21 protein-coding genes are annotated in these 18885 nt (G+C 48.6%); 11 read left to right on the plus strand and 10 right to left on the minus strand.

Annotated elements, in window-relative coordinates:
- Nucleotides 1-334: 334 nt before the first annotated feature.
- The 10 genes from EXY25_RS01465 to EXY25_RS01510 form a co-directional block, all read right to left on the minus strand.
- Entirely contained in the window at nt 335-898 is a 564-nt protein-coding gene (locus EXY25_RS01465) for a DUF6795 domain-containing protein (protein WP_130565472.1), read from the minus strand.
- Between the two features lie 100 nt (nt 899-998).
- The gene (gene maiA / locus EXY25_RS01470; protein ID WP_130565473.1) at nt 999-1664 is read right to left on the minus strand and encodes a maleylacetoacetate isomerase; all 666 of its coding nucleotides are present in this window, start codon (nt 1662-1664) and stop codon (nt 999-1001) included.
- An 8-nt stretch (nt 1665-1672) separates the two neighbouring features.
- Nucleotides 1673-2665, minus strand: coding sequence for a fumarylacetoacetate hydrolase family protein (locus tag EXY25_RS01475; protein WP_130565474.1), 993 nt, complete (start codon nt 2663-2665; stop codon nt 1673-1675).
- Between the two features lie 24 nt (nt 2666-2689).
- Entirely contained in the window at nt 2690-3835 is a 1146-nt protein-coding gene (locus EXY25_RS01480) for a homogentisate 1,2-dioxygenase (RefSeq protein ID WP_130565475.1), read from the minus strand.
- 1 nt (nt 3836) lies between these two features.
- Nucleotides 3837-4916, minus strand: coding sequence for a 4-hydroxyphenylpyruvate dioxygenase (hppD, locus tag EXY25_RS01485; RefSeq protein WP_130566018.1), 1080 nt, complete (start codon nt 4914-4916; stop codon nt 3837-3839).
- A gap of 550 nt (nt 4917-5466) precedes the next feature.
- Nucleotides 5467-6366 carry a TolB family protein gene (locus EXY25_RS01490; protein WP_130565476.1) on the minus strand — a complete coding sequence of 300 codons (900 nt, stop codon included), beginning with the start codon at nt 6364-6366 and terminating at the stop codon, nt 5467-5469.
- 357 nt (nt 6367-6723) lie between these two features.
- Nucleotides 6724-7245, minus strand: coding sequence for a PEP-CTERM sorting domain-containing protein (locus EXY25_RS01495; RefSeq protein WP_114336808.1), 522 nt, complete (start codon nt 7243-7245; stop codon nt 6724-6726).
- Nucleotides 7246-7582: 337 nt separating this feature from the next.
- Nucleotides 7583-7924 carry a 4a-hydroxytetrahydrobiopterin dehydratase gene (locus EXY25_RS01500; protein ID WP_114336807.1) on the minus strand — a complete coding sequence of 114 codons (342 nt, stop codon included), beginning with the start codon at nt 7922-7924 and terminating at the stop codon, nt 7583-7585.
- Between the two features lie 63 nt (nt 7925-7987).
- Nucleotides 7988-8776 carry a phenylalanine 4-monooxygenase gene (phhA, locus tag EXY25_RS01505; RefSeq protein ID WP_130565477.1) on the minus strand — a complete coding sequence of 263 codons (789 nt, stop codon included), beginning with the start codon at nt 8774-8776 and terminating at the stop codon, nt 7988-7990.
- Nucleotides 8777-8971: 195 nt separating this feature from the next.
- Entirely contained in the window at nt 8972-9274 is a 303-nt protein-coding gene (locus EXY25_RS01510; protein ID WP_130565478.1) for a nitrogen fixation protein NifW, read from the minus strand.
- A gap of 507 nt (nt 9275-9781) precedes the next feature.
- Here EXY25_RS01510 and EXY25_RS01515 point away from each other — a divergent pair.
- The 11 genes from EXY25_RS01515 (at nt 9782) to EXY25_RS01560 (ending at nt 18687) form a co-directional block, all read left to right on the plus strand.
- Entirely contained in the window at nt 9782-10342 is a 561-nt protein-coding gene (locus EXY25_RS01515) for a hypothetical protein (protein WP_114336804.1), read from the plus strand.
- 240 nt (nt 10343-10582) lie between these two features.
- Entirely contained in the window at nt 10583-11773 is a 1191-nt protein-coding gene (locus EXY25_RS01520) for a pyridoxal-phosphate-dependent aminotransferase family protein (RefSeq protein WP_114336803.1), read from the plus strand.
- Between the two features lie 101 nt (nt 11774-11874).
- Complete coding sequence (locus EXY25_RS18700; protein ID WP_158537944.1) at nt 11875-12039, plus strand: hypothetical protein; 165 nt, start codon at nt 11875-11877, stop codon at nt 12037-12039.
- A 190-nt stretch (nt 12040-12229) separates the two neighbouring features.
- Nucleotides 12230-12631, plus strand: a complete 402-nt coding sequence (locus tag EXY25_RS01525; protein ID WP_130565479.1) for an SMI1/KNR4 family protein — start codon at nt 12230-12232, stop codon at nt 12629-12631.
- 404 nt (nt 12632-13035) lie between these two features.
- On the plus strand, nt 13036-13404 hold the full coding sequence (locus tag EXY25_RS01530; protein ID WP_114336801.1) for a hypothetical protein: 369 nt from the start codon (nt 13036-13038) through the stop codon (nt 13402-13404).
- 73 nt (nt 13405-13477) lie between these two features.
- The gene (locus tag EXY25_RS01535; RefSeq protein WP_130565480.1) at nt 13478-14221 is read left to right on the plus strand and encodes a GntR family transcriptional regulator; all 744 of its coding nucleotides are present in this window, start codon (nt 13478-13480) and stop codon (nt 14219-14221) included.
- On the plus strand, nt 14218-15096 hold the full coding sequence (gene prpB / locus EXY25_RS01540; RefSeq protein WP_114336799.1) for a methylisocitrate lyase: 879 nt from the start codon (nt 14218-14220) through the stop codon (nt 15094-15096). The genes EXY25_RS01535 and prpB overlap by 4 nt, the downstream gene beginning before the upstream one ends.
- A gap of 119 nt (nt 15097-15215) precedes the next feature.
- Nucleotides 15216-16349: a bifunctional 2-methylcitrate synthase/citrate synthase gene (prpC, locus tag EXY25_RS01545; RefSeq protein ID WP_205695373.1), complete on the plus strand. Its 1134-nt coding sequence runs from the start codon at nt 15216-15218 to the stop codon at nt 16347-16349.
- A 50-nt stretch (nt 16350-16399) separates the two neighbouring features.
- Nucleotides 16400-17848, plus strand: a complete 1449-nt coding sequence (gene prpD / locus EXY25_RS01550) for a 2-methylcitrate dehydratase (RefSeq protein ID WP_130565481.1) — start codon at nt 16400-16402, stop codon at nt 17846-17848.
- Nucleotides 17849-18038: 190 nt separating this feature from the next.
- On the plus strand, nt 18039-18224 hold the full coding sequence (locus tag EXY25_RS01555) for a hypothetical protein (RefSeq protein WP_114336797.1): 186 nt from the start codon (nt 18039-18041) through the stop codon (nt 18222-18224).
- Nucleotides 18225-18381: 157 nt separating this feature from the next.
- Nucleotides 18382-18687, plus strand: a complete 306-nt coding sequence (locus tag EXY25_RS01560; RefSeq protein ID WP_114336796.1) for a high-potential iron-sulfur protein — start codon at nt 18382-18384, stop codon at nt 18685-18687.
- Nucleotides 18688-18885 lie beyond the last annotated feature (198 nt).

Here is an 18885-nt window from a genome sequence, read left to right on the forward strand (position 1 = left end):
GGCTTGCCCTCAAGCAGTATCTGTCCTTTGACTTCAGGACAAAGATTGACATCAAACTTCTTGAATAATCCGAACATACCGATGTTACCTGTGATGAACAAAAACAGCAGGAAGATGACGTTAAGCGTGTGGGATGGTGCTTTAAAAGTGGGGAACAGCTTCACCCTACTATCGGGGCTGCTTTCACTCCATGAACACGCCGTTTTCTGCGGTCAACTCCTTTGACTGCAGGAAGTCTACGCGAAGATATTTATCGAATCAACGTCACTGATTTATAAACCAAATATTAGCTTTTTATTAGGTTGTCGCGATGCTGTCCTATAGCGTCGTTTGACTAACTTACCCTGTCGAACTCTTCAAAGAGCTTGTAGTCATCAGACCAACGAGCCAAGCTAGTTGCGAAAAAATCAATGTTAGAATTTTTATTATTTTTGAATTCAAATTTGACTAGTTTGGATGTCAAGTCGCAGTTAAGAGAACCCAGCTTCTTTTCATACTCTGGACGCTTTTCTATGCCATGGAATGTTGAGCGCCAAAGTTTATATTTCTGGCCACACCTCTCGGCAAAGATCTCTTGGTAGGTGCGGCTGACATCAAACATGCTGCCAGGCTTACGGGAACGGATGTTTACCTCTGGAAATGAAAATTGCCCGTTATCGTCAGTCGTGGTGTAATCAAGGCGTTCGTTCTCGTAGTAATACGTTAGGCTACGCGTGATTTTTACGCCTGACACTGGCTTGCCCTCAAGCAGTATCTGTCCTTTGACTTCAGGACAAAGATTGACATCAAACTTCTTGAATAATCCGAACATACCGATGTTACCTGTGATGAACAAAAACAGCAGGAAGATGACGTTAAGCGTGTGGGATGGTGCTTTAAAAGTGGGGAACAGCTTCACCCTACTATCGGGGCTGCTATCACTCCATGAACACGCTGTTTTCTGCGGTCAACTCCTTTGACGGCAGAAAGCCTACGTTAAGTTATCTATTGAATCAATGTCACTGCGCTTTCAGCAGTAACGGCTCGGCATCGTTTTGCGCCTCGGGTGCGGCTTGTTTAAATGCCTCCAGTTCGTTGCACCGTGACCAGATCTCGGTGATGCGAGGGAAGCGTTCCATACTGATGTTAAATCGCTTGGCGTTATAGACTTGCGGGATCAGGCAAATATCGGCAAACGTGGGCGTGTCTCCCACTGCAAACACGCCGCCAGTTTCTGCGAGCTGCTGTTCGGTAGGCACAAAACCCTTGTGCATCCAGTGGGTCATCCATCTGTGTTTTTCTGTGTCATTTATCCCTAGGTTTTTTGTTAGGTATTGCTGCACCCGCAGGTTGTTCAGCGGGTGGGTCTCACAACAGATATCTAAGGCCAATGCGCGGCTTTGTGCACGCTTGAGCGGCTGGCAGGGTAACAAGGCGGGGGCTGGGTGACGCTCCTCAAGATATTCCAGGATCGCCAATGATTGTCGTAGTACACCGTCGGGAGTGCCCAGCGTAGGAACCAGACCACTGGCGTTGAGCGCCGTATATTGCTGACTATGTTGTTCGCCACCATGCTTAACTAAGTGAACCGGCTCGGTACGATAGCGCAGCCCCTTTAATGCTAAGGCGATGCGCACGCGATACGCTGCTGATGATCGCCAATATGAGTACAGTGTATATTCCATGGCTACCTCTATTCTTCCTGTGGAAACGGGATCACGGTTTGTTCGATCGCGCCAAAAATTGAGCGGCCGGCGGTATCAAACATCTCGATGCGAATGGTGTCACCAAAGTTCATAAACGGCGTTGTGGGTTTACCTTCTGCAACGGTTTCCAACATCCGTTTTTCAGCTATACAGCTTGAGCCTGCGCTACGGTCATAATTGCTTACTGTGCCTGAGCCTATAATGGTGCCTGCGCACAGTGGCCGTGTTTTCGCGGCATGAGCAACTAATTCGGCAAAGTTAAAGGTCATATCTGTGCCTGCGTCCGGCTCGCCAAATAGCGCATTATTGAGGTGACTGGTCAGAGGCCGCAGCACTTTACTTTTTTGCCAATGATCACCTAGTTCATCAGGGGTTATCGCCACAGGAGAAAAACTGCTGGATGGTTTGCTTTGGTAAAAGCCAAACCCTTTGGCTAACTCGCCGGGGATTAAATTACGCAGTGATACATCATTAACCAGCATCAGTAGTTGAATGTGGTTATCCGCATCTTTGGTCGCAACGCCCATCGGCACATCGTCGGTCACCACCGCGATCTCCGCTTCAAAATCGATGCCCCAATCGGTGGATGCCATCGGAATAGGATCATGGGGAGGCAGAAAACAATCAGAGCCACCTTGATAGATCAGTGGATCGCTCCAGAAGCTCTCTGGCATGTCGGCTCCGCGCGCTTTGCGTACCAACTCGACATGATTAACATAGGCGCTGCCATCAGCCCAATGAAAGGCACGGGGCAGGGGGGATTCACAAGCACTTTCAACAAAGCCAAAGGTATCGGCAAGCACGTTGTCGTTGAGTTGTTGATAGACAGTGTCGAGCGCCGGCCGGACAATTTGCCAGTTATCCAGCGCTTGCTGCAGGGTGCTGGCGATCTCTGTCACGGTCACCGCTTGGCTAAGATCGCGACTCACAACGATCAGTTGTCCATCACGAGTGCCGTTTTTCAAACTGGCTAACTTCATTTAGCGCTCCTTTCTGCTTTCACTTCAACCCAGTTCATTGTGATTGCGCCAGCTGTAAACATAGTCAGGGTTCTCCAGTTCTGAAGCTTTCGGTGACACTTCTAACGCATCACGGGTGTCAAGCATCACTGCCACTTCGTCGGTGAACTTGCGGCTGTATTCTTGACCCGCTTTGTACGCCTTAGGATGGGGGCCATGGGGGAAACCCGCCGGGTGCAGGGTGACCATGCCTTGGGTGATATTGTCGCGACTGAAAAAGTCGCCCGCGTGGTAGAACAACACTTCATCGTAGTCATCGTTACTGTGATAGAACGGTACTTTCAGTGCGCCGGGGTCACTCTCAATCGGACGGGGCACAAAAGTGCAGATAACAAAGTGTTTGGTAACAAAGGTGGTGTGCGCCGACGGCGGTAGGTGATATCTGTGACTCATTAACGGGCGTATGTCGCGCCAATTCAGTTTCACCACCGAAAGATCGCCGTGCCAACCCACCGCATCAAGCGGGTTAAATGGATAGGTGATCACCGATATCTGTTGATGGCGCTTAACATGCACTTGCCAACGTTCTTCGTTTTGTTGATCTAGAAAAGTCTGGTTGATCTGCGGTGTTTTCAGTACCGCAGGGTCAAATAATGCGTGTCGACCCACCATCCCCTTATCGGGCAACTGGTAGCTTTGTTCGGTGGCCTCAATCATCAATAGGCGCATAGGCCGTTGAGGGCAGAGTCGCCACATGGTGCCTCGAGGGATCACCACATAATCACCTTCGGTCAACGTCATATGACCATAATCGCAGAATATCTCGCCGTCGCCTTCATGAACGAATAGCAGGTCGTCACCGTCGGCATTACGTACTAGATTTTCCATCGCTTCGTTGCAGTCCCATAGCCGGTAGCGGCAGTGAGCGTTGTGTAGCAAAGTGGGCGTGCGCCACGGGCTGTCGGGGGCAATACCTGTGATCTTTGCAAAAGCGAATGCTCGGGGGCGGAGCGGGCCTTCCCAGGCCAGCCAACCCGTAGGCGGATGGCGGTGATGAATATGGCTGGCAGAGCCAAAAAATCCATCGCGCCCCACCTCACGTTCATATAATCCCTCTTCGGGAAAGTCAGCGTGGGCTTGTGCAGAGCACTGCCCCTCTGTGCGGGGAAAGTTGATCGGTTGGCTCGCCATATTACTGCTCCTCGCTCAATGTACCGCGGCGGATCTGATCTTCTTCGATAGATTCAAACAATGCCTTGAAATTGCCCTCGCCAAAGCCTTGGTTTCCCTTGCGTTGAATGATCTCGAAGAACACCGGCCCGATCACCGTATTGGTGAAGATCTGAAGTAAGATCCCATCTTTTTCAGGTGCGCCATCGATCAGGATCTTCAAGGCTTGCAACTGAGCGACATCTTCACCATGGTCGGGAACTCGGGTATCGACCTTTTCATAGTAGGTGTCCGGTGTGAACATAAACTCCACGCCACGATTTTTGAGGGTTTGTACTGTGGTGTAGATATCATCTGTGGTCATGGCGATATGCTGGATCCCTTCGCCGTGGTATTCACGGATAAACTCTTCGATCTGCGATTTGTCGTCAGAAGATTCATTTATCGGTATGCGGATCTTGCCACAGGGAGCCGTCATGGCGCGGCTTTTCAGACCCGTGAGTTTACCTTCGATATCGAAGTACCGGATCTCACGGAAATTACCTAACTGCTCATAGAAGTGTGACCATTTATCCATATTGCCACGCATCACGTTATGAGTGAGGTGATCCAGCTCGTAAAGCCCCACTTGGTGGCTTTCCATCTTGTGCTGCCAGTCTGGATAAAACTTGAAGTCTACTTCGTAGATACTGCTGTCGCCGTAGCGATCAATAAAGTAGAGCGTACTTTTGCCAATACCGTACACGGCAGGGATCTTAAGCTCCATGGCGCCCAGGTTGCCAACATACTCAGTAGCGCCATGGGCGATAGCGCGCTTTAATGCTGCCCCGGCATCGGCAACACGGAATGCCATACCGCATACGCTCGGCCCATGAATACGTGAGAACTGCTCCGCTTGCGAGCCAGGCTCTGCATTAACGATAAAGTTAAGGTCACCCTGCTTATAGAGCCATACCGCTTTTGAGCGGTGCTTTGCCACTTCGGTAAAGCCGAGTGAGCAAAATAGCTGTTTTAACGCATCAATACCGGCGGTATCCGCCGCTGTATATTCGACGAATTCGAAGCCGTCAGTACCAAGTGGGTTAAGAACTGGATCAGTCATCGGGTTGAGATTAGCCATGGGAACAGTCACCTCTTTTTAATGGGCGTTGTAATTGTTTGAACCTAAGTTAGGGCTAATTACTGCAATCTGTCGCGAAAATAGCGGAGGGAGCAAAGTGAGGCGATTTGGTTAAATGGTAAACAAATCGTTACGTCATCAGAGCCGTGCTTCAAACCCCTATATATCGCGGTTTGGCGGCGCAACGTTGTCAATTATCGTTGAAAAAGTGGCAAGTCTAAATGAGCCTAAGTGGGGAGGGATGCAAGTTCCGTGGTTGTCAGCAGTGCTAATGCCTTAGCAATTAATATCTATGCTGTGCTCGGCACGTTGCCGTTGGTTGCGCCAGGGTATTAGCTTCGGAAAGTGAGCAAGAAGGCAGGCCATGTATCTGAACGAGCACTGCCAGTAGTGCGGTGGCAACTATTACTAATAGCTTTCGCGCCTTGAAATCAAAGCAGATGCCTTGCTGGTTCAGTACTTAAACTGCGATGAAGTTGTGTATTGTTTGAGTGATGTATCGGTTGCATCGATGCAACCGACAGCTTGATGCTTACTGCAAAATCGCACTTAGCTTTATCTGATAGAGATTGCCTCGGCCGTTTTCGATACGGGTAAAAAACAGGTATTCGCCATTGGGTGACACGATCGGTGTGAACTCATGGTTTGGCGTATTAACTTTTTCGCCTAAGCTTCTCGCTTCGCTCCAGATCCCATCCACTTTGTCGGCGATATAGAGATCGCCTTTGCCGACGCTGTCGTTGCGACCGGAGATGCTAAAAATAATGGTGTTACCATCACGAAGCACGACAGAGTCACCGATTTTGGCGTCTTTTCCATAGATATGTGCAGGTAAGGGCTTTGGTTCTTCAAATCCAGCAGGCGTCTTCTTCGCTACGTACATTTGACGTTGGTTATCGCGAAAAGAGGGAAAGTAGAGATCACCGTTGGCGGTGATTGAGGGATACAGGTCATCCGAGTCAGAACTGAGATCTGGCAGGTACTCGGGCGTTTGCCAGACACCGTTGTCTAGCGCCACACGCCAAAGATTCACTGAACTGCTAACTGCTGCGCCTGGCTTTATTGGCCGCTTGGAAACGAAGTAAATCGCTGAGTAATCTTCGTTGTAATAGGCATCGGCTTCTAAATAGCCGCCAGAGAATGGCAGTGCTACGGGCGGTTGCCATTGACCGTTCTTATAATGAGATCCCATCATGGTGCACTGACTGAAGTCGTCATGGCAGCGAGCAAAGATAACGTGATCACCCGCTTTGTTGAAGACAGTGTTGATCTCAAAATTGTCTTTGGTAGAGATGATTCCCGGCGCAAATTCTACCGCCTGCTTAGCGGCTGGCGCAGAGTGGTAAGGTGTCGGCGCTGCGGACAATGTTGAGCCAAATGTGAGAGCGGTTGCGGCAATGGCTAGTGTACTGATGCGGTTGAAAGCTCTCATCTATATATTCCTGATGCTCATTACTAATTAACTGAATTGATGCGTGCCGATAACCACATCTGATTGTTGAGGATGCAAGTTACCGTTAATGGAATTTACAGGCCACTATCGCCAAGCAAAAACAGCAATTGGAATGTCGTACCTTGTGTAAGTGGTTCTGTACATCATGCCTCTATTATCGACTAGAGAGTAGGTCTTTCACCCTGCATAACTTATGTGGTTTTTTTAGTGCTGTAACAGCCGGAATGGTTGATGTAAGTGATCGGCCTGTTGCTTCTTTAGTCATCAAGTAATTACAAAGATACCAATAAAAAAGCTCCCTTACAGGAGCTTCCATATGGCTTGAAGCGAAAACATCTATGCTTGCTTACGATGCCAACCCATTGCAGCAATAACCAGCGCGATCAGCGCAATACTTGCAGGTGCAGGAACGGCCGCGTTAGTACTAGAATTAATATCGAAAATAGCGGTGCCATTAAGTTGTCCGGCAAAGTTGAAATAGGCAGAGCTGGCGTCAAAACCATAAGAGGTGACCCCTAAGGTACTTGCCGCAGCATCATACATTAACGATGTAATGGATAAATCAGAGAGTACTGAAAGTACAAAGCCGTTAAAGCTGCCACTCGCAAAGCTGTTGCCTGAGTGTCCGACGATCACCTGAGTATCACTCACATCAATGCTTACGACACTAAATCCACTGCAGCTTGTTGGATATTCAACCGTAGCGTCTACCGTTTTAGTGCCATTGGAACAATACAAGCTGGTGTCGTTTGGGTAGTAAAAATCTGCGCCTACCGTTGCTCCCATCAAACCAGCGTGTGCAATGCCCGCCCAGCTTGTCAGCAGTAATACTGATAATACAGAAACGAAATTTTTCATGGTTAAACATCCCTTTATTAGTATTTAGCGCCAGTAGCCCACTTAATCACTCTAGCCTTAGTCAGGCAGAACGCCTTCATTACGACAACGGTGCAATAATAAGACCATTAATATTAGTTGTTTTAATTCAACGAACTAGAAACGAAGCACTTTGAAGGTACCGCAGCTATGTATAATTTGGTGACGTTGTGAGGGGGGCTGAATCTCACGAGGACAGGGCTAGCGAATAGCTCAACTAAACCCATTTTTGGATCAGCCTGATCAGGACAGTGCTAACGAATAGTACCGTCCTGATTTTTGGGAGGGGAAGCGGAGGATCGTTAACTCGACACGCCTACTAGTCGGTTGGAATTAAATCGGTCTTTGCAGCCATCACGAAATCATTCTTATGTAGTCCACTGATCTTGTGTGTCCACCATGTCACCGTGACTTTGCCCCATTCGGTTAAAATTGCTGGGTGGTGGCCATACTCTTCAGCGAGATCGCCGACGCGATTACTAAAAGCCATCGCTTTCTTAAAGTTACTGAAGCTGTACTGCCGACGGAGCATCAAGATGCTGTCTTCGCTAACGGCTGCCCAATCCGGGATCTCTTTGATTAGGGCTGCTAACTCTGCGTCAGTGACTTTCGGTGCGTCGGCGCGGCATGCTTCGCAGTTAGTTTTTGCAAGATCTGACATAGCTGTTCCTGTGTCCAATGGTGATAACAAATAGCATTAGCGCCGAATGCGCGTTGCTTTAATTTACTGCGCTACGGGGGCAAATCGCGGCGGGAATAGCCCCTGTTTCTGCGCTCGGTCGACTTTAGCGATCAAGTTCATTTCAGCAATTTCGACCAGTTCGTCGATATCATCCAACACATAATAGACCGGTTGCATGATATCAATACGATAAGGGGTGCGCATTGCGTCGAGGATTTTTAACGGCAGGCGCTCGGGGTCTGGAGAGTGTAATGCACGCTCTGTTTCCCCTGGTGATGACAGAATGCCGCCGCCATAGATACGCAAGCCTTCGTCGGTGTTGACCAAGCCAAACTCGACGGTAAACCAATATAGCCTTGCCAGATATACCCGTTGCTGTGGGGTGGCTGCCAAACCGATCTGACCGTAGCGATGGGTAAAATGGGCGAAGGCGGGATTTGTGAGTAACGGACAGTGGCCGACGATCTCGTGAAAGATATCAGGCTCCTGCAAGTAGGCGAACTCTTCTCGGCTGCGGATAAAGGTGGCGACGGGAAACTGCTTGTTTGCCAGCAGCTGGAAGAACTTCTCAAATGGGATCAGTGCGGGGACCGCCACAACCTGCCAGCCGCTGGTTGCAATGAGCACACGATTAATCTCATCCAGTTGTGGAATACGATCTGTGGGGAGGGCGAGCGCTTCCATGCCTTTAAGGTATTCATCACAGGCTTTACCAGGCATCACCGCTTGCTGCTGAGTGATCAGGTCATGCCATACCTGATGTTCTTCGTCACTCCAGATGATAAGGCCATCTGAGTCTGCCTGTTTCGATACATAGCGACACTGTTTCACCGCTGTCCCCCTCAATTGCTTCGGTCTGACGTAGGGCGTCAGCCAACGCTTATAATTTGGACATCACTTTAGGAGTGATTACGCCAAACGCCCAATTTGTGGGGGATAAAGCCGCGCTGTCAAATCGTACTTTATTGTTTACTTTGTGATGTTACTTAATTGAATTAACTAACCTTTTAGCTGGTGGCTGGGCTGTTAACGACGATCGCACGAGGTGCATCCATGGCAGGTGGCACGCCCTTCTAAGCGCATATAGTCGCGTTGAATATGGCAATAAGCACGCTTGAGGCAACGACGATAATCAAACCAATCAGCCGGTTGCTGTTGTAATACGTGGCCATTAAAGCGCTTGTAAACCTCTTTGCCGTGACGCTCTATAAACGTCGTATTAAAGCCGATCTCAAAAAGAGTCAGTAACTCGGCCATGTTACTCATGCTATTTATCTGTGCGGCAATTTTTGTTGCTTGCGCGGCGTCTGTGTTGTTATCTGTTGTCATTATCTAGCTGCTTATGCCGACTGTCAGGAGAGGGCGGTTTAGCGTTCCAAACTGTTACCTTAATAGTCTTAACTGCAGTGCCTATCTTTCTCTTCGTGCGGCTTTCAGTTTAGCGGCAACTGCATCTCTAACTCACGTTAAGCCCTCTTAACTGCTATTAATCTCTTTGAATTACTCTCAGCTTCTATCAATTCCTATCAGTTCCTATCAGTTCCTATCAGTTCCTCTATCAATATTGATGCCACTACGGCGTCGAGCCACACCTTTAATCTACATAGTCCCGCCAGCGGGTTAGGGGTTGGGTTGTTTAGCTGGACGGCCAACAATTTGCAGTAAATCAGCCAAATTCCGCGTGTGTTGTGTCAAATCCAACAATAGGTAATAGGTCTTGTTGTCACGCAACATGTTGAAATTTAGCCTAATTACTAAAACTGACTACGGCGGGTAGATGGTTTGTTTCTTGCTGATATAGCAGTGGTATCACTTTAATATTTTAGGAGTTAAATCATGCTGTTGGATAGCTATGAAGCGCAAGGGGCGTTATTTACCACCAACTTTAAGGCGGAAACAAGTCAGGCTGGTCTGCATGCCTATCGTGGTGAGTTGGTGCTGATCGATGGTGAGATCGCCGATGATTCAGGTCGTCGCAAAGCACCAGTGAAGTTGCTTCGCGATGCAATATTACTGGCAGAGGGAGAAAAGCTAAAAATGATCGTTGGCGGCTTCGACGATATCGCAGATATCAGCTTGCTGCTTGAGCGCTATGGTCAGGATTTTGCTGATGATGCGTTTATCTTTTTGTTGGCGCCCAATGCCCATTGTGAAGCGAAGACGGTGATCAATGGTATTAGTGGCTATCTACTACCGTGGGATGCCATGGTGTGGGCTCAGCTTACGGAAGAGTTGCGGTTAGAAAAGAGTGATTTCAAAGGGCTTAAAGCGGCCGACAAAGTATTGAAAGTGTTCGGCGAGTTGAAAGATTATGCGCCGAGATTTGCACAGCTCTCACTGGATGAGATGCTAGCCAATGCTACATCAGCTAAGAAAGAGGTTCATGGCGCTATCTAATTGCTGATGAAGCCATGCCAAGGGTGAGGGAGCGATGGTTTCTCTCACCACTCTTACCATCGCAGAGCCCTACATTAATAAAGATCCCATTCGCAACTTCTTCGATTAAATTCATTCAGCGTAAAACGTAATTTTTTGTTTACTCATTGCTACAAAACCCAGATATGATAGGCGGCTAAATTTACTGCAGAGAAAACTGATACGGCCTGAGTTTTGGGTTGGACAGATTAAGGAAATCAAGTGTTTGTAAAAGCGCCTACCGATATTGTGTCACTGGATAATATTTTGCCTGAAGAGCCGCTGTTGATGATGGGAGCGGGCCCTGTGCCTATTCCTGCCCGGGTAGCGGCGGCAAATTCCATTGTGATCAATCATCTGGGTGACACCATGTCGCAGATCATCGAGCAGGTTAAGTCGATGTCGCGTTATGTTTTTCAAACCGAATCCCGGCATATTTTAGGGGTGGCAGGCCCAGGCTCTGCAGCGATGGAAATGGCCGTGGTGAATCTGGTTGCTCCTGGCGATACCGTCCTGAGCATTTGCAACGGCTTTTTTAGTCACCGTTTGTCTGAAATGGCAGAGCGTACCGAAGCCAAGGTGATCCGCTTTGAGGTAGAAGATGGTTTTTGTGCTGATGTAGAACAGGTTGCACAACTGATCGCACAACATAAACCTAAGGTCTTGACCATAGTACAGGGGGAGACCTCTAATACGGTCTACAACCGTCACTTGCCGGCCATTTGTAAGTTAGCCAAAGCCCATGACTGTTTGGTGATAACGGATGCAGTATGTACCTTGAGCACCATGCCACTGGCGATGGATGAGTGGGGCGTTGATGCAGTAATTACCGGCGGCCAAAAAGGTTTGTCCTCTATTCCTGGTGTGTCTTTGGTGGCGTTTTCTGAACAAGCTTGGTCGCTGATCGAATCACGTAAAGATACGCTACGGCATTGGTGTTTAGATGCCCGGTTGGCGGATCAGTTTTGGTACAAAAAATCCTATCACTACACGGCACCTGTGTCGGGTATTTTGGCTATGCATGAAGCGTTACGCCTGATCTGCAGCGAAACTTTGCAGGGGCGTTTCGAGCGCCATGAGCGCTGTTCTTTGGCACTGCAGGGGGCGATTGAAGCGTTAGGTATGAGCCTGTATGTCGAGCCTGACAGCCGACTGAATTCGGTGGTAGGTATCAACGTACCAAACGGCACCACCGGGCCTGAGATTCTGGCATTAATGTCAGCTAAACATCGGGTGGAGATATCGGGCTCGTTTGGACCCAATATTATTCGTATTGGCCAGATGGGGGAGCAGTGCCGTACTCATCACCTGTTTAGAACGGTACATGCCCTAGGCTCTAGCGTGAAAGAGTTAGGGGTCAATGTCGATCTACCCGCAGGTGTTGCCGAGCTGGAAAAACGTTTGCAAAAATAACGATAACTATTAATTCGGTCATCGTTTTGTCATCTGCGTTTGTTTGAATGCTTCGCGCATTCAATGTGGGTTCGCCCCACACTCGTTAGAACAGGTGATTTATGAATGGCCGTGCATTTTTTCGTTTACTACGCTTTTACGGTATTAGTATCGCGACGTTCGCAGCTTTTTGCAGAACCAAGGTAGATAATATCTACCTTTTGCAGAAGGCCGAAGCGGTGCCTGAATACTATCAACGTCAGCTTAATGATCTCACCCAGAGCTAAATGCTCTCTTCGATAACTCGCGTCACCACTACAAGTCAGTGTCTCTTTGTCATACTGACTTGATTCTTCGGCACTTGCCCTCCAAAATCGCCGGCATAAGTTTTTAGCCATAGAACTAACAATCTTTGTTAATCACAGTTCATACCCCATCTCATGTTGGCAGTGATGGGAATGACAAAAAGGTAGAGCAATGCAAGAAACCATAGAACGCCTGCGCGAAGTCAGCCTGTCCGTGCCGGTTCCCGTTGAACTGCCGGATGACGATGATCTTGTGGTGATTGAGGAAGAGATCCTGCTACCTATGCCTCGCGATCTGAAAACCTTCCTAAAGGAGGTGAGTGATGTCGTGTATGGCAGCATTGAGCCAGTCACCGCTTCTGATCCCTATCTGCACACCCACTTACCAGAGGTCACCGCGACCGCATGGTCAGAAGGGGTAGAGCGCCACCTGATAGTAATTTGTGCTGATCGTGGTACCTATTATTGTATGACGCCGGAGGGGGAAGTCGTTCATTGGGTGGACGGTGAGCTGACTGAAGGCAGCTGGCAGGATATTTGGCAGTGGGCCAAAGAGGTATGGTTAGAGTCCTGATACTGGCTTGACGAGCGTTTTGTTGTGATTATGCCGCTTACAACGAATGATCAGTGCAACATTGCTGTTTGTACTGGTCAGTCCTGATGCCGAAACTGCTTTATATGTGCTCAAACACCGATAGATCTACCTATAAAGAGAGATCGGAGCGCTATTCGGCGACATGAACATTCGAAAATATTTTATTTTTATTACAATTTAAAAGGTATTGCTGTCCATTTCTTAGCTATGCTTAGTTCCAGGTGTTTAAATTAGAGATGCCTTTAGTTTGTAACCTGCTGTATTCACAATGGTATTTCTTGTTTACCTTGTGATAGGTGCACAAAACGTAATTGAATTTGTTGAGTTCCGGCTCCCGAACAGGGGAGCGCTCTCAATGAGAATTTTCGTTTTCGGAGCATCATATGACGAAGTTTCGCCTTAGCTATTCAGAAGTTGTATCGCGTTTTTCCCACGTATTATGTGAACAATATATTCATTTAGACCAACCGAAATACCACTTAAGTAAACTAAGGGAAGCCGTTGCTCAAAGTTGGGGTTATAGCAGCTATAAGGATGTTCAGAATCACCTAGTCACTGCCATAGATGCTTCAGATTGGCATGATCTAAACGTAAACGGCTTCGACCTACTGTATTTAAAATTTGCTGAGCAGAAGATGGGTCCCTCTCCGTATCATATTCGTGCCTACCGCAATACGGTTGACCACTTTGTGCAAAGCTCCTGCCTGATCTGTTCTATCTACCAAAAACTGCCTGATAACGACAACCGCTAATCACGACGCATTGTTGACAATGTCTGTTTGATATCGCTATTTTATAGATAGATATCCTGCGTGGACTTTTATATTGTCAACAATAATTGCAGATCCGCAAACCCGAAATAATGATGCTTTCTTCCGCTTGCAGGAAGCGATCGTCAAGGGTGAAATTGCGCCTGGCAGTAAGCTGAAGGAGGCTGAACTATCAGCTACCTATGGCATCAGTCGTGGCCCGTTACGAGAAGCGTTAAATCGACTGGAGGGGCGTAAGCTAGTGCGAAAAATCCCCCATGTGGGCGCACAGGTGGTCGATTTAGATCTAAAAGAGCTGGCAGAAATTTACCTTATTCGTGAAAGTTTGGAAGCTTTAGCGTGTCGCTTAGCTGCTCGCCAGATGAGTGACCAGGCGCTAACAGATTTAGGTGAGCTGCTTACTCAACACGCTGAGTATATCGACGCACAAGAGGGTAAGCGCTACTTCAACCAACAAGGTGATCTCGATTTCCACTACTGCATTATCCAAGGCAGCGGTAATCAAAGCCTGATTAATTTGCTCTGTGACGAGCTCTATCAGCTAGTTCGTCGCTACCGCTACACTGGCAGTCACCGTCACTCAAGGCCGCAACAAGCGTTGGCCGAGCATCAACGTATCTATGAAGCTTTGCTTGCCAGAGACGGAGAACTCGCCGCTCTCTTAATGCAGCGCCATATCCAAACCGCTCGCCGTAATATTGAACGCACCCTTGCAGAAGATATGTCAGATGTTGATGACACAAGGCTGACGCCTGCAAGCACTGCCAAAGCGCCCGATCAAAAGGAAACCAAACTATGAGTTCAGCCGGAGCACGATTTCGCAGTGCCCTAAATAGCGAAACACCGCTGCAAGTGGTCGGTGCCATTAATGCCTATTGCGCCATGATGGCTGAGCAGTCTGGTCATCAGGCGTTGTACTTGTCCGGGGCAGGGGTGGCCAATGCCTCTTATGGTTTACCCGATCTGGGCATGACCAGCCTGGATGATGTATTGACCGATGCTAGACGAATCACGGCAGCCTCAGATCTGCCCTTACTGGTGGATATTGATACCGGATGGGGTGGTGCGTTTAACATTGCCCGCACGATAAAGGAGATGGAACGTGCCGGGGTGGCCGCTGTTCATATAGAGGATCAGGTGCAACAGAAGCGCTGTGGTCATCGACCTAATAAACAGATCGTGAGTCAGCAGGAGATGGTTGATCGCATTGCGGCGGCGGTAGACGCTCGTCACGATCCACAGTTCTTTATCATGGCGCGTACCGATGCGTTTGCCCAGCAGGGGCTTGAAGCGGCGATTGAGCGTGCCCAAGCCTGTGTTGAAGCTGGTGCCGATGGCATTTTTGCTGAGGCAGTGCATACGTTGGACGACTATGCTGCATTTGCCAACGCATTGAATGTCCCTATTTTGGCGAATATGACCGAGTTTGGCCAAACACCATTGTTTACTTTGCCACAGTTAGCACAGTCTGGTGTGGGCATGGTGCTGTATCCGCTCAGCGCATTCCGGGCGATGAATGCTGCCGCATTGAAGGTGTATCAAACCCTTAAGAGCGATGGTGATCAATGTGATCTGGTGCCACAAATGCAAACACGGGAGGAACTCTATCAGTTTCTCAACTATCACAGTTTTGAGCAGCGTTTGGATGCGCTGTACAGCGAGGATAACAACTAACTCTAACATCGAAGCTATATAGGTCGCTGTACCCTACATACAGTGACTTCCATAACAGATAAAAATCGATGGGCGGCACGTATCGCACCATCACAAACAAGTTTATGGAGGATCGGATCATGGTACAAAAAGTACTGGGTGGCGCAGGGCTGCGTGGTCAGGTGGCTGGTAAAACTGCGCTCTGCACCGTTGGCCAATCGGGCTCTGGCCTGACATATTGTGGTTATGACATTGCTGACTTGGCGGCGCATGCGAGCTTTGAAGAGGTCGCTTATCTGCTCGTTTACGGTGAATTACCGTCGCTGACACAGTTGGAAGAGTTTAACGCACGCTTACGTCACCATAGGCGGCTCCCTTTGGCCTTGAAAGAGGTGTTAGAACGGATCCCCGCGACTGCGCATCCCATGGATGTGATGCGGACCGGTTGTTCGCTACTTGGTAACCTGGAAACGGAACAGACATTTGCTGAACAAGACCAAGTGATTGAACGTCTGATCGCGCTGCTACCTGCGATTATCTGTTACTGGTATCAATATTCCCATCACGATAAGCGCATCGAAACAGCGACCGATGATGATTCTGTCGGCGGCCACTTCCTACACATGCTCCACGGAGAGAAGCCGAGTGCGTTGCATCAATCGGTGATGCATGCGTCGTTAGTGCTGTATGCCGAACATGAATTTAATGCATCGACCTTTACTGCGCGAGTTTGTGCCTCCACTTTGTCTGATATGCACTCCTGTATTACCGCCGCCATCGGCAGTTTACGCGGGCCACTTCATGGTGGTGCAAATGAAGCAGCGATGGCATTGATCCAGCAGATGGATAGCCCTGAACACGCCGAACAACTGTTGCTGGAAAAGCTTGCTAACAAAGACAAAGTGATGGGCTTTGGGCACGCGGTATATTGCACCTCAGATCCGCGCAATGGGATCATCAAGGCGTGGTCTAAACGGCTCGCTGAAGAGGCTGATTCGCCGTTGCTTTATCAAGTGTCAGAGCGTTGTGAGCAGGTGATGTGGCGGGAAAAAGAGCTATTTCCCAATGCGGATTTCTTTCATGCTTCGGCGTATCACTATCTGGGCATCCCAACCAAACTGTTTACCCCGATCTTTGTTATGTCCCGCGTTACAGGCTGGGCAGCGCATGTGAAGGAGCAGCGGGCGGATAATCGAATTATTCGTCCAAGTGCCGATTATGTGGGGCCTGAGCCGCGCGCTTACGTAGCGATTGAACAACGCGTAGCCAAATAGTGTGGTTACGCATCTGAATAATAGATAAGAATAGCAATAGGAAGATTCTGATGAGCGCGAATGTAGAGTTAAATGAACGTCCTCCTTACGACGACATTTTGCAGGAGATCGCTGATTACGTACTGAACTATCAGGTAGACAGTGACGAAGCATGGCAAACCGCACGGAACTGTCTCATTGATACGCTGGGCTGTGGCCTGCTAGCGCTGCGTTTTCCTGAGTGCACCAAGCATCTGGGGCCGATCGTCGAAGGTACCCATGTTCCCAATGGCGCACGCGTACCCGGCACCCAGTTAAGACTTGACCCCGTAAAGGCGGCCTGGGACATCGGCTGTATTGTGCGCTGGCTGGATTTTAATGACACTTGGTTGGCAGCAGAGTGGGGACACCCGTCAGACAATTTAGGTGCGATCCTAGCCGTTTCTGATTATCTGTCGCAGAAGCGGGTAGCTTCAGGTATGGCACCATTAGTGATGCGTGATGTGTTAGAAGCGATGATCATGGCCCACGAGATCCAAGGTGGCTTAGCGCTGGAAAACTCATTCAATCGTGTCGGCCTTGATCATGTGGTGTTAGTGAAAGTGGCATCGACCGCTGTGGTTGCCAAACTTCACGGTGCCGATCGAGAGCAGATCCTGGCCGCATTGTCACATGCGTGGGTGGATGGGCAATCATTACGTACCTATCGCCATGCTCCTAATGCCGGTTCTCGCAAATCGTGGGCAGCGGGCGATGCCACCTCCAGGGCGGTAAAGCTGGTCGATATTGTGATGCGCGGTGAGATGGGGATTCCCGGTGTGCTTACGGCACCAGGCTGGGGTTTTTATGATGTTGCTTTTAAGGGCAAATCATTCAAGATGCAGCGCCCCTATGGCAGCTATGTGATGGAAAATGTGCTGTTTAAAATCTCTTTCCCAGCGGAATTCCACTCGCAAACAGCATGTGAGGCGGCGGTATTATTGCACCCGCAAGTCAAAGAGCGCCTGCACGCCATCGAAAAAATTGTAATCACCACCCATGAATCGGCTATTCGCATTATCTCCAAGCAGGGGGAACTTGCTAATCCAGCAGACCGAGATCACTGCTTGCAATATATGACGGCGGTGCCCTTGATGTACGGTGATCTGGTAGCAGAGCATTATGAAGATAGCTTTCATCGAGCTAATCCATTGATAGATGAGTTACGAGAGAAGATGGAGATTGTTGAAGATCCTGCATACAGCAGGGACTACCACGATCCTGAAAAACGATCGATCGCCAACGCGGTACAAGTGTTTTATGACGACGGCAGTTGCTCAGAAAAGATCGAAGTAGAATATCCGATTGGCCATCGTCGACGTCGGGAGGAGGGGATCCCGGTGCTTGAATCTAAGTTTAGAAAAAACCTCGCAACCCGCTTCCCACAAGGGCGGTGCGACAAAATCGAGTCCCTCTGTTTGGATCAAAATGCGCTCGAAGCAACACCTGTCAACCTGTTCTGTGAGCTGTTTGTGATCTAGCACTGTATTCGTTGCTGACTTTGTTTCGGCAATGTGATCGATCAAATGAAATTGGCTACTGATCGTTAAAGTAGCCATTTTTTTGGACACTTTTTGAACTTTTACTGTCAAAGTAAATGTGAAAATTATTCGCTGGCGAGTGAGTAGTCCGCCAACCCAGAGTTCTTATTTGATTTTCAAGGAGGTTCCCTTGGCAAGTGCAAGTAACTTCATTGTGTGGCGTGAAAAGATCGCCCGCTTGGCGGCCGAAAGTGACCCAACCATGGCTGATGAAGCCAGTCAGTTATCCCATCGTCAGCTAGAGCCCCTTTATCGTCGGGGTATGGAAGCCGAAGAGGTTTACCAGCAACTGTTTTCTGGACATGGCCACGAATAGGCCATGTTTGACCGCAAAAAGGCTTCCTGATGGAAGCCTTTTTTTATTAACAACTAAATTAACTTCAATGAGTTAGTTCACATACCAATTATTCAAATTGAACTATTCTTCTCTGGCAACAGTAAAAACACTGTGGATAGCCACGGAGAATAATAAAATGCCCGTTAACCAAAATGATCGTCGCCGTTTCCTCAAATATGCTTCGTTAGGTATTGTTGGAGTCACGGTAGGAACACAACTGCGTCAATTTGCTCATGCTGGCGACATGCCTCACTTGTCGTTAGATGATGCGACGGCGAAAGCACTTAAGTATGTGCACGCCAGTGAAAATGCTGAACAGGACTGCGCTAATTGTATGCATATCACCGGTACCGACGGTGATGAATGGCGTCCCTGCAATCTGTTCCCAGGTAAACTGGTGAACGCAAAAGGTTGGTGCGCAGGCTGGGTTAAAAAGCCTTAATAGCCGAGTCGTAGATGGCCCTTGCTACAAGGGCCATGTTTGACCTTTGTAAACACCGTAAAACTCCTCCTGTTTATTCCGTTGTCACCCCTAATATTGTCGTCATATCAAACCCGTGGCACATTTCTAACTGATTGATTTAAATTAAAGTTAAAACTGCGCTAAGTTTTATTAACGACCTAATTGTTATCTCCTTTG

The organism is Corallincola spongiicola (genome assembly GCF_004284785.1).
In the GTDB taxonomy this organism is placed as follows: Bacteria; Pseudomonadota; Gammaproteobacteria; order Enterobacterales; family Neiellaceae; genus Corallincola; species Corallincola holothuriorum.